This is a genomic window from Paracoccus gahaiensis, from assembly GCF_005048225.1.
Lineage (GTDB): Bacteria > Pseudomonadota > Alphaproteobacteria > Rhodobacterales > Rhodobacteraceae > Paracoccus > Paracoccus gahaiensis.
Genome location: NZ_SUNI01000005.1, coordinates 184,005 through 198,161, shown reverse-complemented (window position 1 = coordinate 198,161; position 14,157 = coordinate 184,005). Strand labels below are relative to the sequence as shown.

The window sequence follows — 14,157 nt, the reverse complement described above, 5'->3', positions numbered from 1 at the left end:
TCCGCCCTGATCACGGCCCTGGCCCTGAGCACGTCCCTGCCCGCGCTGGCCCAGCCCGCACCGGCCCCGTCCCCCGACATCCAGGCCCCCGAGGCCCAGACCGACGCGGCCCAGCCCGCCGAGACCTCCGCGCCCCCCGCCTCGGGCACCATGCCCGAGGACATCACCCATTTCACCCTGCCCAACGGGATGGAGGCCGTGGTCATCCAAGACGAGCGCGCCCCGGTCGTGGTGCAGATGGTCTGGTACCGGATCGGCGCTGCCGACGAGGTTCCGGGCAAGTCCGGCATCGCCCATTACCTGGAACACCTGATGTTCAAGGGCACCGACACGCTGGAGCCCGGAGAGTTCTCGCAGACCGTCACCGCCAATGGCGGCAGCGACAACGCCTTCACCTCGTGGGATTTCACGGCCTATTTCCAGCGCATCGCCAGCGACCGCCTGCCCCTGATCATGGAGATGGAGGCCGACCGGATGGCCAATCTGCAGATCTCGGACGACGACTGGCGGGCCGAACGCCAGGTCGTTCTGGAGGAGCGCGCGCAGCGCGTGGACAGCAGCCCCCAGGCTCTGTTCGCCGAGGAAATGAACGCGATCCTCTATGACAACCACCCTTACGGCCGCCCGATCATCGGCTGGCGGGACGAGATCGAGGCGCTGACCCGAGACGATGCGATCGCCTGGTACGACACGCATTATTCCCCGCACGAGGCGATCTTGGTCATCGCGGGCGACGTGACCCCCGACGAGGCCCGCGCCTTGGCCGAGGAGCATTACGGCCCCATCCCCGCCAAGGGCGAGGCCGAACCCCGCCTGCGCCCGCAGGAGCCCCCCAAGCGGACCGAGCGGCGGATCGAGATGTCGGACCCCCGCGTGGCCCAGCCCACGATGATCCGCGCCGTGCTGGCGCCCGAACGCAACGCGGGCGATCAGGACAAGGCGGCGGCGCTGACCGTGCTGGCCGATCTGCTGGGCGGCTCGACGCAGACCTCGGTGCTGGCGCAGCGGCTGATGCTGCCGGGCCGGGCGCTGTGGGTGGGGGCCAGCTATGACGGCCTGTCGCTGGACCCGACCGAATTCCGCCTGTCGCTGATCCCCGCCCAGGACATGGACCCCGCCGAGGCCGAGGCCGCACTGGACGACGCCTTGGCGCAGTTCCTGACGGACGGGGTCGACGAGGCCGATCTGGACCGGGTGCGCACCCGCCTGCGCGCCGCCCAGATCTATGCCCGCGATTCGGCGCATGGCCGGGCCTATGACTATGGCCAGGGCCTGTCGACCAGCCTGACGGTCCAGGACGTGACCGACTGGCCCGACATCCTGGGCGCCGTCACCGCCGATCAGGTGATGGCCGCCGCGCGCGAGGTCCTGTCGGATCAGGGCACCGTCACCGGCTGGCTGCTGCCCGCCGAGGCTGTCGCCGCCGCCGACGCCCCGGCCCCTGAGACGCCGACCGAGATGCCCGCCGAGATGCCGACCGACGCGCCCGCGCCGATGCCCGGCGACGCACCCGTGCCCGAAACCCAGACCAGCCCCGAGGTGCAAGGATGATCCGTGCCGCCATCGCCACCGTCCTTGCCCTGCTGGCCGTCCCGGCTCAGGCGATCGAGATCCAGGACGTCACCTCTCCGGGCGGCATCAAGGCCTGGCTGGTGGAGGATGACAGCATCCCCTTCGTCGCCCTGGACATCCAGTTCCGCGGCGGCGCCAGCATGGACGCCCCCGACAAGCGCGGCGCGGTCAACCTGATGACCTCGCTGCTGGAAGAGGGGGCGGGCCGCCGCGACACCACGCAATTCGCCCAGGCCGTCGAGGATCTGGGTGCGCAACTGTCCTTCCGCGCCGGCGACGACACCGTCTCGGTGGGCTTCCGCGCGCTGACCGAAACGCGCGACGAGGCCGGTGACCTTCTGGCGCAGGCCCTCACGCAGCCCCGCTTCGACGAGGATGCCGTCGACCGCGTCCGCGCCCAGGTCCAGGCGGTGATCCGGTCCGAGGCGACCGATCCCGGCAGCATCGCCGCCATCGAGATGGCCCGCCAGGCCTGGGGCGATCACCCCTATGCCACCTCGATCAACGGCACCGCCGACAGCGTGGCCGGGCTGAACCGCCAGGATCTGGTCGCCGCCAAGAACCGCGTGCTGGCCCGCGACCGGGTGGTCGTGGGGGCGGCGGGCGACATCTCGGCCGAGGATCTGGGCCTGCTTCTGGACCGCATCCTGGGCGGTCTGCCCCAGGACGCCACCGCGCCCCTGCCCGACCGGGCCGACCTGCAGCTGACCGGCGGGACGACCGTCATCGATTGGGACAGCCCGCAGACCGTGGTGTCCTTCGCGGGGCCCGGCATCGCCATCGACGATCCGGACTATTTCGCGGCCTTCGTGGCCAACCACATCTTGGGCGGCGGCGGCTTCAGCTCGCGCCTCATGGCCGAGATCCGCGAAAAACGCGGACTGACCTATGGCGTGGGCACCGCCCTGGCCACCGGCCTCTACGGCCAGACTTGGCAGGGCGGCATGTCGGGATCGAACGCCACCACCGCCGAGGCGGTCGACCTGATCCGCGCGGAATGGGCCCGCATGGCCGAGGGCGTGACCGAGCGTGAGCTGACCGATGCCAAGACCTACCTGACCGGCGAATACCCGCTGCGCTTCGACGGCAACGGGCGCATCGCCTCGATCCTGGCGGGGATGCAGCTGATCGGCTTTCCCATCGACTACATCGACACCCGGAACGACAAGGTCGAGGCGGTCACCGCCGAGGATGTGGCCCGCGTCGCCGGGCGCCTTCTGGACCCCGAAAGCCTGCGTTTCGTGCTGGTGGGCCGCCCCGAGGGCATCGCGGACGACACGGCCACGAACTGAACCGGCCTCCTGCCGCGTTCATCTTGGCCGTAAATATCCCGGGGGGAGTCCGAAGGACGGGGGGCAGCGCCCCCCGACCACCCCTCCACTGAACGGGCGTCTGGACCGCATCCTGACAGCGAATCTCTGGCCCCTCGATTGAACTGATGCTAGATCTGGGGCCATGGACACTCCCCCCCCCCAGATGCGCCCCGTGATCCGTCAGCTGGACGAGGCCACCGCCAACCGCATCGCGGCGGGCGAGGTGGTCGAGCGTCCGGCCTCGGCGGTCAAGGAGCTGGTGGAAAACGCGCTGGATGCCGGCGCCACCCGCATCCAGATCGCCATCGAAGAGGGCGGCAAGCGGCTGATCCGGGTCACCGACGACGGCTGCGGCATGACGCCCGAAGACCTGCCCCAGGCCCTGTCGCGCCATGCGACCAGCAAGATCGACGGGACCGACCTTCTGGCCATCACCAGCTTCGGCTTTAGGGGCGAGGCGCTGCCCTCGCTCGGCGCGGTGGGGCGGCTGACCATCACCTCGCGCGCGGCAGGGGCCGAGGGCGCGGTCGTCGCCGTCACCGGGGGCCGCCTGACGCCGCCCCGCCCGGCGGCGGCCAATCCCGGCACCGTGGTCGAGCTGCGCGACCTGTTCTTCGCCACCCCCGCACGGCTGAAATTCCTGCGCACCGAGCGGGCCGAGACGCAGGCCGTGGCCGAGGTCGTCCGCCGCCTGGCCATGGTCGAGCCCTATGTCGGCTTCTCGCTGAGTGCCGACGGGCGCGAGATCTTCCGCGCCGATGCCGAGCAGGGAGAGCTGTTCGGCGCCCTCACCACCCGCGTGACCCGGCTGATGGGCGTCGAGTTCATCGACAACGCCCTGCCGATGGACGCCGAACGCGACGGGATCGCGCTGAGCGGCTTTGCGGCGCTGCCCACCTATTCGCGCGGTGCCGCGGTGGCGCAGCACCTCTACGTCAACGGCCGCCCGGTCCGCGACAAGATGCTGACCGGGGCGCTGCGGGCGGGCTATATGGACGTGCTGGCGCCGGGGCGGCATCCGGCGGCGGTGCTGTATCTGGACTGCGATCCGCAGCTGGTCGACGTCAATGTCCACCCCGCCAAGGCCGAGGTGCGGTTCCGCGACCCGCAGACGGCGCGCGGGCTGCTGGTCGGTGCGCTGCGCCATGCGATGGCCGGGGCGGGGCACCGCGCCGCATCCACCGGCGGCACCGCGACGCTGGCGGCGCTGCAGGTCGAACCCCAGCCTGCGGCCGGCGCGGCTCCGCAAAGGCACCCGCCCGCCTGGCAGTCCGACCGCCCCTCGGGCGCGGCCATCCGCGCAGGGCTGGACATGCAGATGCCCGCTCCAAACTTTTCCGGGCCGAGCCTTGCCGCGCCGGGCTTTGCCGAGACGCCCTCGGCCCGGTTCGAGCCGGTCCTCGACGACGCCCCCGCCAGCCCGGATGCCCCCCTGGGCGCCGCCCGCGCGCAGATCCACGAGAATTACATCATCGCCCAGACCGCCGACGGGCTGGTGATCGTCGACCAGCACGCCGCGCATGAACGTCTGGTCTATGAGCGGCTGAAGGCGCAGGCGCAGGACAGCGGCATCCCCGCCCAGGCCCTGCTGATCCCCGAGATCGTCGAGCTGTCCCCGGCCGAGGCCGACCGCCTGCTGGCCATTGCCGGTGATCTGGCCGCCCTCGGGCTGGTGATCGAGCCCTTCGGCCCCGGCGCCATCGCCCTGCGGGAAGTGCCCGCGATGCTGGCGCGGCTGGATGGCCGGGCATTGATCCGCGACATCCTGGACGATCTGGCCGATCAGGGCACCTCGGACCGGCTGCAGGCGCGCATCGACGCGGTGCTGTCCTCGATGGCCTGCCACGGCTCGGTCCGCTCGGGCCGCCGCATGAGCGCCGAGGAGATGAACGCGCTCTTGCGCGAGATGGAGCGGACGCCGCGCTCGGGTCAGTGCAACCACGGCCGCCCGACCTGGGTCAAGCTGCCCCTGTCCGATATCGAGCGGCTGTTCGGGCGCTAGCTGTGCCGTCCCGGCCTCTGGTGGCTCGGATTTGGGGTGGGTCTGTCCAGCCCGGATGTCCGGTCTTCAAGGGCTGCGCGGCGCATGGCCTGAAGACCCCGAACCTGACGGTCGTCCCTGCTTCGGATGCTGCCCGCGCAGCGGGCCGGTTCCAGTCCTTCCTGGCCGGGCATCGGAAGGCCTGACGAATCGCGGGCCGACCGGCGCCACAGCGGCCTGCCGTCACGCCTCCCCTGTGCTCGAACCCGCCGGATCGGTCGGCGATCTCGCGATGATCGGCGTTGTGGCGCGCGACGCCGGCAATTGGCCAAGGAGAGTAGACGGCGCATACTTGGGCATGTCGGGAGAGGAACTTGCATGGACCTGATGGCGCTCGTCCGTTCGATCGAGGAATTGCTCTACGAGATCGCCTCGTGGGTCCTGTTCTTTCCTCTGACGCTTTGGAAATGCGTTCGGCATCCCATCCGGATGATGCGGTATGGCGCCTCCGAACTCACCGACAAGTCCGAGCACCGCTTTGCCGAGGCGCTCAGCCCCCCAATCCTTCTCATTCTGACATTGGCCCTTCTGCACCTCATCGAAATCCCTCCGTCGGAGGAACTCGCGAGAGCCATGTCCTGGCTGTTCGAGGACGATCGCGACCTGCTGATCTTCCGGGCTGGCGTCTTCGGCCTGCTTCCCCTCTTCTGTGCGGTGCTGGACCTGCGCAGGAAGGGCGCGGCGGTGACGCGCGAGACGCTGCGGCCACCCTTCTACAGCCATTGCTATCTCGCCACACCCTTCATCCTTGTCGTCGACCTCGCCCTGATCGCGGCGCAACGGCCGATGTCCGGCGTCGCCGCCCTCACCCTGACCTTGGGGGCCATCGGGTGGTATGTCGGTGCATTGGCGGTCTGGGTGAAGCGTGAGGCCCGCATCGGTATCGTCCAAGCGGTGGGACGGGCCGCGGCCACCCTGACCGCCTTCGTCGTCATCGTGTTCCTCGGACTGTCCGCGCTGGTCGAGGCCTCCCTGAACTAACCCGCAGCCACGGGCCCCGACCTGCCCCGCGTGACGATGCCGGCAAGGCGCCGGCGCAAGACGGTCGTGCCATCGTGCCGCGTGGGGGGCGCGGACCGAGACGGTGGCCCCCTCTGCCGCTGCCACGGGGACGGCCGTCAAGGGCGAGCCTCGCGAGGATGACAGCATCGACGACCTCATTGCCGCAGATGCCGGGCAGACACTGTCCGTCGATCTTGCGACACCACATCGTGTACCGGTTCAGCCTGCCAGTTCCGCCAGAGCCTGCCCTATCGCCGATGCCCCGCCGTAAAGCGCGGCACTTGGGATGAGATGCCGCGTGTCACCTTGCGTCGCCACCATCTGGGGCACGCCGCTGATCCCAAGCGCGGCCATTTCGCACTCCGACGCGGCCACGCGGTCCTCCGCCCGCCGGTGCAGTTCGGCATCGCCTTGGTGTAACGGGTCAATTCCGGTGGAGGATCGGCCAAGCGCGGTCAGGGCGTCGCGCGTGATGGCCAAGACCTCGGACAGGGTGCTGGTGTCACGCCCCTCGACATAGCGGGCGATCTGCAGACGGTGAAGCAGCGCCGCCTCGACACGGGCGTCGCCATTTCCGGCAAGAACGATGGCGCGGGTGGCGTGCCCCGAATCGAAACGGCCGTCCGGCTTCCTCAACACCCGGTCGCGATAGACGGTCGTGAACTCTTGGCCCGTCATCTGCGCGATGCGCATGTCGTTCGTCCAGGCGTGCTGCGCCATGGAGGCGACGGGGCGCGCATTGGCGTCCGCAAAGAGGCCCGAGGGCATCATGCGCAGATCGACGTCGTCCCTCTGGGCCACCTCGGCCAGCGCCGGGGCGCTGGCATAGCACCAGCCGCAAAGCGGGTCGTAGAAATAGGTGAGTGTCAGGGCGGTCATGGCGGGACTTTCATGGAGTGTATGGTCCGGTGGATATAGCCGTTCCCGAACGGGGCGGGTATTGCCTGCAATTATGCCCAATCGTTGCATTCCGGTGGACAATCCCATGACCGACAGGCTGAACCTGAACCCGTTGCGCTTCTTCGTCGAAGTGGTGGAGCAGGGCGGCTTCACATCCGCCGCTGCCTCGCTGAAGGTCGCCAAGACGCTGGTCAGCCGACAGGTCGCGCGACTGGAGGCGACGATCGGCACGACCCTTTTGATCCGCACGACCCGGCGCGTGGAGCCGACCGAGGCGGGACGGCGTCTCTATGCGCGCGCCAAGTCCCTGCTGGGCGAGTTGGACGAGGTTTACGAGGCTGCGGCAGAGACGAGCGCCGAACCGAGGGGAACCCTGACGCTGACGGCCCCGCACGACTATGGCACGGCGGTGGTGGTGCCTGCCCTGTCGGCCTTTCTGAAACGCTACCCAGACTGTGCCGCAAGGCTGCGATCCGACGATCAGGTCTTCGATCTGTCGCGGGGTGAGTTGGACCTTTCCATCCGTCTCGGTTGGCTGGAGGACAGCCCCAACACCGCGCAGCGGATCGGCCGCTTCCAGCAGATCGCCGTGTGTCATCCGTCCGTTGGCAAGGGACTGGGCGAGGTGGGGCAGCCAGACGACCTTGCCCGACTGCCCTTTATCGCGAACATGGCGCTGCCCCAGCCATCGCGATGGACCTTCACGCAGGGCGGGCAGGAAACGACTGTCACCCTGACGCCGGTGCTGAGCGTGGATACGACACAGGCCGCATTGCGCGCGGCCTTGTCAGGAGCCGGGGTCTGCGTGCTTCCCGACTTCGTGGTGGCCGGGCATGTCGCGGCGAAGCGGCTGATCCACCTTGCCCCATCATGGGTGTTGCCGGAAGGCGGCGTCTATCTGGTCTATCCGCCGGGGCGATACCGCCCCTCCCGCGTCCCGGCCTTCGTGACCTTGCTGCTCGAGCAGCACCGGGCGATCATGGGGCGGTGACGGGACTGCGCTGCTGCGGCCCGTCGCGCCGGGCGTGTTTCACGCGCCCTCGGCCATGCAGAGCGCATCGCGCACGCCAATCCGGATGCTGGGCAACCGATTCCTCGAAGAGGGTCTGACGCGGCACCCGCCGGACAGCAGAAAGGGCGACCGCTGAGGGCCGCCCCTGTCCTTTGCCGGTGGACCTGAGGTCAGCCCTCGGGGGTGATGCGGATCAGCTGGCCGTCTTCCTCGTCGATGATGACCATCAGCGCACCGTCGCTGGCCACCTCGACCTCGCGGACGCGGCCGATGCCGGTGGCGTGGCGGGCCTCGCCGGTCACCATGCCATCCTCGATGTCCAGGCGGATGATGTCGCCCGAGCGCAGCCCGCCGATCAGGGCGTCGCCCTGCCAGTCGGCGAACATGTCGCCCTCGTAGAAGGCCATGCCGCTGATCGCGGGCGAGGGATCCCAGTAATAGACGGGCTGCTCGGTCCCTTCCATCTCGGTCACGCCCATCTCGGCACCGCTGTAATCGACGCCGTAGGTCACTTCGGGCCAGCCGTAGTTCACGCCCGCCTCGATCGCGTTCAGCTCGTCACCGCCTTGGGGGCCGTGCTCGTTCATCCACAGCTGGCCGTCCGGGCCCATGGCCGCGCCCTGGATGTTGCGATGGCCCATCGACCAGATCTCGGGCAGGGCGCCCTCGATGTCGGCGCCGGCGGGGCTGCCATCCTCGGCATCGATGCGGATGATCTTGCCGAGCGTCGCCTGCGGATCCTGGGCATAGACGCGGGGCTCGGGGTCTGACCGCTCGCCCAGACCGACGAAGATGTTGCCCTCGCCGTCATGCACGATGCGCGCACCGAAATGCTTGGTCGAGGCCCAGGCCGGCTGCTGCTGCCAGATGCGCTCGACCTCCTCCAGCGCGGTGCCGTCCTCGGACAGGATGCCGGTCGCGACGGCGGTCGCGTTCTCGCCGTCGCCGCGCGGCTCGGCATAGGTCCACCAGACCCGGCGGGTGTCGGCGAAATCCTCGGCGATCGAGACATCGTGCAACCCGCCCTGATCGCGGGCATCGACCTCGGGCAGGCCGGTGATCGGCTCGGACAACTCGCCCTCGGGCGAGACCATGCGCATCCGGCCCGGACGCTCGGTCACCAGCCAGTTGCCGTCGGGCATCTCGACCAGTCCCCAAGGGTGCTCCAGCCCCTCGGCCAGCACGGTCTGCTGCAGGGCCACGTCGCCCTCCAGCTCGGGCGCGCGGGTCTGGCCCTCGAAGGCGGGGGTCTGGTCGTAAGCGGCCCCGTTGGGTTCGGTGGCGTTGAAATCCTGTGCGACGGCCGCCCCGGCCAGAAATCCGGTGGCGGCAAGGGCGGTCAGGCTTGTCGTCGTGCGGCGGGTGCGGCGCATCATCTGGTCTCCTCAGACAGATCGGTTGGACCGACCGAATGCCCCGCCTTGCGGCATGTTCCGGGCCCCGGGGTCACGATCCTGTCAGGGATCACACCCCCGCGCGGCCGGCATGATCGCGGAAAAGCGCCGCCGCGCGGCCCCAGGGTCCGGCCTGCGGATCGGCCAGTTGGATCAGCACAGGCAGCAATTGCGCGGCATAATCCACCGAACTTTCGCGCGGCAGCAGCGAGGGCAGGTTGTCGATCGCCATCACGTCCAGCGGCGGCGTCTCGGCCACACGCCGCACCGGGGCGTGCCAACTGGTCGCACGGTCATAGACCTTGATCGGAGAGAAATCGCTGTCCGGATCGCAGGCCACGTCGCCGATCACCGTCAGCGCGCGGCCCGGCGCCACGGCGCTGGCGGGGACGAAGACCGGCGCGCCGGGCCGGGCCAGGATCGCGTTGATGAAGATGTCGTGCATCAGCACCTCGCGGAAGGGGCCGCCATGCGCGGTCTCGGCCATGTCCCAGGCCGTGACCGGAACGCCGGTCGCCCCCAGCAGATCCGAGGCGCCCCGGCCGACCCGGCCCTTGGCGCCGATCACGATGGCGCGCGGGCGCGGGCGGCCGGTGGCGTCCATGCGGGCGCGCAGATCGGACAGCAGGGCCTCCTGGTCGGACCAGGCCGCGACCGGCCCGCAGATGCCGCCGCCCTGCTGTGCCGCCCAGGCCAGCAGCGAGACCGCCGCCCCCGCATAGCCCGCCCAATAGCCGAAGGCCGCCAGCCGCCGCCCGTCCGCGTCGGTCAGGTATTCCAGATCCCACAGCATCCCGCCCCCGGCCCGGAACCGGTCCAGCAGGACGCGGCCCGCCGGCTGGTCCTTGTAGGCATGGCCGAACATGATGTGGCGGTGGCGCAGCGGCGTGCCGTCCTCGGGCAGTTCCTTCAGGCCGAAGACGATGGCATTGGCGGGCGCTTCGGGCCAGCTGCCCTCGGGGGCGATGGCCGCCCCGGCCCGGGCATAGTCCGTCGTCGGGAGGATGCGACGGGGGCTGTCCTCGACCGTGATCGTCATGCCCTCCGCGATCAGCTGCGCCACGCCGTCCGGGGTGATGCCGGTGCGATCCTCGTTCGGGCGGCTTTCCGCCCTGACCCACAGATGTGTCATCCCCGGTGCCCCTTGCCCCTGCGGTTGCGTTCGCCCGAATGTGTAGGTCAGGTGACGGCGGCTCGCAAGGAAGGGAACCCCCGCCCCTGCCGGGTGTTTTGCCCCGAGCCCTGATCCATCCTAAGGAGACATCATGCGCCTGACCCGCCGGACCGGACTGCAACTGGCCGCCGCCCTGATCGGCAGCGCCGTCATCCCCGTGATCGCCTCGAACCCCGCCCGCGCGCAGGGGGCTGCACCCCTGCCCGGCCCCTTCAGTCATCCGGTCGAGGGCGGCGAGGTCGTGATCCATCCCGTCGACCATGCCTCGATGGTCCTGGAGACGCCTGCCGGGGTCATCTATGTCGACCCGGTCGGCGGCGCCGAGGCCTATGCCGACCTGCCCGCGCCCGACCTGATCCTGATCACCCACGAGCATGGCGATCATTACGACCAGCCGACGCTGGACGCCCTGCCCGAGGTGCGGATCATCGCCAACCCCGCCGTGGTCGCGATGCTGCCGGCCGCCATGGCCGAGCGGACGACGACCATGGCCAATGGCGATGCCGGCGAGGTGCTGGGCCTGACGATCGAGGCCGTGCCCGCCTACAACATCACCCCCGAGCGGGCCGAGTATCACCCGCAGGGTCGCGACAATGGCTATCTTCTGACCATCGGCGGCCAGCGCTTCCTGATCGCCGGCGATACCGAGGACACGCCCGAACTGCGTGCCTTGACCGAGATCGACGTGGCCTTCCTGCCGATGAACCTGCCCTATACGATGACGGTCGAGCAGGCCGCCGGGGCGGTCACGGCCTTCGCCCCCGGAGTGGTCTATCCCTATCATCACAGGGACAGCGATCTGGAGGCCTTCGCCCGGCTGGTGGAGGAGGGCGGCTCGGGCGCGCAGGTGGTCATCGCCGACTGGTATCCAGACGGCGCGGCCTGATCCCGGATGACCCCGCTGCGGATCGCCCTCTGGGCTGCCGCTGCGGCGGCGGCGCTGGTCTTCGCTCTGTGGCTGTGGCCCTCGCTGCCCGCCCTGCAATCCGACCTGACCCGGCTGCACCAGATCCTGGATCACGGGCAGGGCTGGCGGGACCGCAATCCCGGACTGGCCGTGCTGGCCTATCTGGGCGGATTCACGGTGCTGGCCGCGCTGCCCGTACCGGTCGTGGTTCTGATGACCCTGGCGGGAGGGGCCTTCTTCGGCTTCTGGCTGGGGCTGGTCCTGTCGCTGCTGGGCACGATCCTGGCGGCGGTGTTGACCTTTCTGGCGGCGCGGCATCTTCTGACCGGGCAGGTCCGCCGCCTTCTGGGCGCGCGCATCGACCAGCTGGACCGCAGGGTCGCGGCGGATGGGGCGCTGGCGCTGCTGAGCCTGCGGCTGACGCCCGCGATCCCGTTCTTCGTGCTGAACCTGGCCGCCGGGGTCAGTGCCTTGGCGGCACGGGTCTTCGTTGCCGTCACGGCCGTGGGCGTGCTGCCCAACAAGGCGATCCTCAGCGCCGCAGGAACCCAGCTGGCCGAGCTGGATCAGATCTCGGACATCATCGGCCCCCGCATCATCGCGGTCATCGTGGCGCTGGCGCTGTTTCCCTGGATCGCCCGCTGGCTGTCGCGGCGCCTGCGCCGCAGGCGGCCCGCACCATCCGCCTGAGGACTGCCGCCTAGAACGGCACCGGCGCCGTGAACCCGATCTGCACTTCGCTGTCGGGATGGCGAAAGCGCAGGCTTTCCGCGTGCAGCATCAGGCGCGGATGATCCGCCGCCGCCCCCGTCGCATAAAGCGGATCACCCAGGATCGGATGCCCGCTCTCGGCCATGTGCACGCGGAGCTGATGGCTGCGCCCGGTGACCGGCATCAGCCGCACCCGCGTCTCGTCATCACTGGAGCGGACCACCCGCCAGTCGGTCTGGGCAGCCCGGCCCTCGACATGATCGACCTTCTGGCGCGGGCGGTTGGGCCAGTCCACGATCAGCGGCAGATCGACCCGCCCGGTCTCGGGCTGCAACCGCCCGGCCACCCGGGCCACATAGACCTTCTTGGTGCGCCGCTCTTCGAACTGCCTGGACAGGTGCCGCTGCGCATGGGGGGTCAGCGCGAAGACCATGACCCCCGAGGTGTCCAGATCCAGCCGATGCACCAGCAGGACGGTCGGAAAGGCCTCGCGCAGGCGCGCGATCAGGCAATCGGCCCGATCCTCGCCGCGGCCCGGCACCGACAGAAGGCCCGCCTGCTTGTCCACGACCAGCACCTGATCGTCGGCATGGATGACCACCGGAATGTCGGCGGGCGGCGCATAGACGAAGCCGGTCATTTCCAGACGAGGCGCAGCGCCAGCCCCGCGAACATCACGGCGGCGATCTTGTTGACCAGCCCCAGACGCTTGCCGATCACCTGCCCCGCGACGCCGCCGACGATGCCATAGCCGATGGTCACCAGCGTGCCGGTGACGGCGAAGATCAGCCCCAGCCCCAGAATCTGCTGCCAGACCGGCCCCCAGGCCGGGTTGGTGAACTGCGGCAGGAAGGCCAGCATGAACAGCACCGGCTTGGGGTTCAGCGCATTGGACAGGAAGCCGCGCCGCAGGATGTTCCAGATCCGCACGCTGCCTCGCGCCGCCGGATCCACGTCGCCCGCCCGCCAGCTTTTCCACGCAAGCCACAGCAGATAGGCCGCGCCCGCATACTTGATCGCCCGCAGCGCCTCGGGATGGGCGGCGACCAGCGCGCCCAGGCCCACCGTGGCCAGCGTCACATGCATCAGCACGCCCAGACCCACGCCCACTCCGGCCCAGGCCCCGGCGCGAGGCCCGCCCTGGATGCCGCAGGCGCTGGCGAAGAACACGTCCTGCCCCGGCGCGAAATTCAGCACCAACCCGCCCGCGATGAAGGCCGTCATCTGCCCGGCGGGCACGTTGGCCAAGGTGTCCCAGATCATTCCTGCGCCTCCTGCGGCCATTGCGGCAGATCATCCGCGATCGGGTAGTAATCACCCTTGTCGGCGGTGAAGATATGCCCCGCCAACTGGAACCCCGTGGGCGCGTCCAAGGCGCCCGCCGCCACCTCGGTCTCGGCCCCGCCTTTGGCCTTCCAGAACAGCGCGCTGCCGCACTGGGGGCAGAACCCCCGCTCGGCGCGCTCGGACGAGGCGTGCCAGCGCACCGGCCCCGCGATGCTCAGGTCGGTCAGGCCGATGGCGGCCCAGACATGGCCCGACCAGCGGCGGCACTGGCCGCAATGGCAGGCCTGCAGGGCATCGCCGCCCCGTCGCCCCCGAAAGGTGACCGCGCCGCACAGGCAGCGGCCCGTCAGCTCGGATCCCATCAGGTCAGATGCCATGGAACACCTCCGCCAGAATCGCCGTCAGGGCCCGGGCATCCGTCTGATCAAAGGCATCGGGTCGGTCGCTGTCGATGTCCAGCACCCCGATCAGCCGATCTCCCGCGCCGATGACGGGCAGCACGATCTCGGACCGGGTGCTGCTGGAACAGGCGATATGGCCGGGAAACGCCTCCACATCCGCCACGATCTGCACCTCGCGCGTCCGCGCCGCCGCCCCGCAGACGCCGCGCGCGAAGGGGATCACCAGGCAGCCATGCCCGCCCTGATAGGGCCCGATCTTCAGCACCTCGGGCGCCACCACCCGGTAGAAGCCGGTCCAGTCGAACCGCTCGTCGGAATGATGCAATTCGCAGGCCACGGTGGCCATCAGCGCGACCTCGTCAGTCTCGCCCGCACAGAGGGCCCGGATGCGGGCCGCAAGGGTATCATATTCGCTCATCCCTCCTTCCTACGCAGGCAGCGCG

Annotated in this window: 14 protein-coding genes; 7 read left to right on the top strand and 7 right to left on the bottom strand. The window is 69.8% G+C overall.

Features of this window, described 5'->3' with window-relative positions; all coding sequences use genetic code 11:
• The first annotated feature begins 150 nt into the window (after positions 1 to 150).
• The 4 genes from FA743_RS08600 to FA743_RS08585 all read left to right on the top strand — a co-directional run bounded on the left by FA743_RS08600 (position 151) and on the right by FA743_RS08585 (position 5,907).
• Entirely contained in the window at positions 151 to 1,551 is a 1,401-nt protein-coding gene (locus tag FA743_RS08600; protein WP_136885687.1) for a M16 family metallopeptidase, read from the top strand.
• Positions 1,548 to 2,864, top strand: coding sequence for a M16 family metallopeptidase (locus FA743_RS08595; RefSeq protein ID WP_136885590.1), 1,317 nt, complete (start codon positions 1,548 to 1,550; stop codon positions 2,862 to 2,864). Before FA743_RS08600 ends, FA743_RS08595 begins: the two co-directional genes overlap by 4 nt.
• A 163-nt stretch (positions 2,865 to 3,027) precedes the next feature.
• Positions 3,028 to 4,887 carry a DNA mismatch repair endonuclease MutL gene (gene mutL, locus FA743_RS08590; protein WP_136885587.1) on the top strand — a complete coding sequence of 620 codons (1,860 nt, stop codon included), beginning with the start codon at positions 3,028 to 3,030 and terminating at the stop codon, positions 4,885 to 4,887.
• Positions 4,888 to 5,244: 357 nt separating this feature from the next.
• The gene (locus FA743_RS08585) at positions 5,245 to 5,907 is read left to right on the top strand and encodes a hypothetical protein (protein WP_136885585.1); all 663 of its coding nucleotides are present in this window, start codon (positions 5,245 to 5,247) and stop codon (positions 5,905 to 5,907) included.
• Positions 5,908 to 6,147: 240 nt separating this feature from the next.
• Here FA743_RS08585 and FA743_RS08580 read toward each other — a convergent pair whose 3' ends face one another.
• The gene (locus tag FA743_RS08580; protein ID WP_169308819.1) at positions 6,148 to 6,807 is read right to left on the bottom strand and encodes a DsbA family protein; all 660 of its coding nucleotides are present in this window, start codon (positions 6,805 to 6,807) and stop codon (positions 6,148 to 6,150) included.
• A 106-nt stretch (positions 6,808 to 6,913) separates the two neighbouring features.
• On the opposite strand from FA743_RS08580, the gene FA743_RS08575 reads away from it, so the two are divergent.
• Positions 6,914 to 7,819 carry a LysR family transcriptional regulator gene (locus FA743_RS08575; RefSeq protein WP_169308818.1) on the top strand — a complete coding sequence of 302 codons (906 nt, stop codon included), beginning with the start codon at positions 6,914 to 6,916 and terminating at the stop codon, positions 7,817 to 7,819.
• 191 nt (positions 7,820 to 8,010) lie between these two features.
• On the opposite strand, the gene FA743_RS08570 is transcribed toward FA743_RS08575, so the two are convergent.
• Positions 8,011 to 9,216: a PQQ-dependent sugar dehydrogenase gene (locus FA743_RS08570; RefSeq protein ID WP_136885580.1), complete on the bottom strand. Its 1,206-nt coding sequence runs from the start codon at positions 9,214 to 9,216 to the stop codon at positions 8,011 to 8,013.
• Between the two features lie 88 nt (positions 9,217 to 9,304).
• On the bottom strand, positions 9,305 to 10,366 hold the full coding sequence (locus FA743_RS08565; RefSeq protein ID WP_136885578.1) for a saccharopine dehydrogenase: 1,062 nt from the start codon (positions 10,364 to 10,366) through the stop codon (positions 9,305 to 9,307).
• A gap of 133 nt (positions 10,367 to 10,499) precedes the next feature.
• Between FA743_RS08565 and FA743_RS08560 the strand changes: the two genes are divergently transcribed.
• Together FA743_RS08560 and FA743_RS08555 are read left to right on the top strand one after the other, a co-directional pair.
• Positions 10,500 to 11,294: an MBL fold metallo-hydrolase gene (locus FA743_RS08560; protein ID WP_136885575.1), complete on the top strand. Its 795-nt coding sequence runs from the start codon at positions 10,500 to 10,502 to the stop codon at positions 11,292 to 11,294.
• A 6-nt stretch (positions 11,295 to 11,300) separates the two neighbouring features.
• Entirely contained in the window at positions 11,301 to 12,005 is a 705-nt protein-coding gene (locus tag FA743_RS08555; protein ID WP_136885573.1) for a TVP38/TMEM64 family protein, read from the top strand.
• Between the two features lie 10 nt (positions 12,006 to 12,015).
• Here FA743_RS08555 and FA743_RS08550 read toward each other — a convergent pair whose 3' ends face one another.
• The 4 genes from FA743_RS08550 to FA743_RS08535 are packed head-to-tail and all read right to left on the bottom strand — an operon-like array spanning position 12,016 to position 14,132.
• On the bottom strand, positions 12,016 to 12,666 hold the full coding sequence (locus tag FA743_RS08550) for a pseudouridine synthase (RefSeq protein ID WP_136885571.1): 651 nt from the start codon (positions 12,664 to 12,666) through the stop codon (positions 12,016 to 12,018).
• On the bottom strand, positions 12,663 to 13,289 hold the full coding sequence (locus tag FA743_RS08545) for a LysE family translocator (RefSeq protein WP_136885569.1): 627 nt from the start codon (positions 13,287 to 13,289) through the stop codon (positions 12,663 to 12,665). The genes FA743_RS08550 and FA743_RS08545 overlap by 4 nt, the downstream gene beginning before the upstream one ends.
• Complete coding sequence (locus tag FA743_RS08540) at positions 13,286 to 13,690, bottom strand: GFA family protein (RefSeq protein ID WP_246054893.1); 405 nt, start codon at positions 13,688 to 13,690, stop codon at positions 13,286 to 13,288. Before FA743_RS08540 ends, FA743_RS08545 begins: the two co-directional genes overlap by 4 nt.
• Positions 13,680 to 14,132: a GAF domain-containing protein gene (locus tag FA743_RS08535; RefSeq protein ID WP_136885566.1), complete on the bottom strand. Its 453-nt coding sequence runs from the start codon at positions 14,130 to 14,132 to the stop codon at positions 13,680 to 13,682. The genes FA743_RS08540 and FA743_RS08535 overlap by 11 nt, the downstream gene beginning before the upstream one ends.
• Positions 14,133 to 14,157 lie beyond the last annotated feature (25 nt).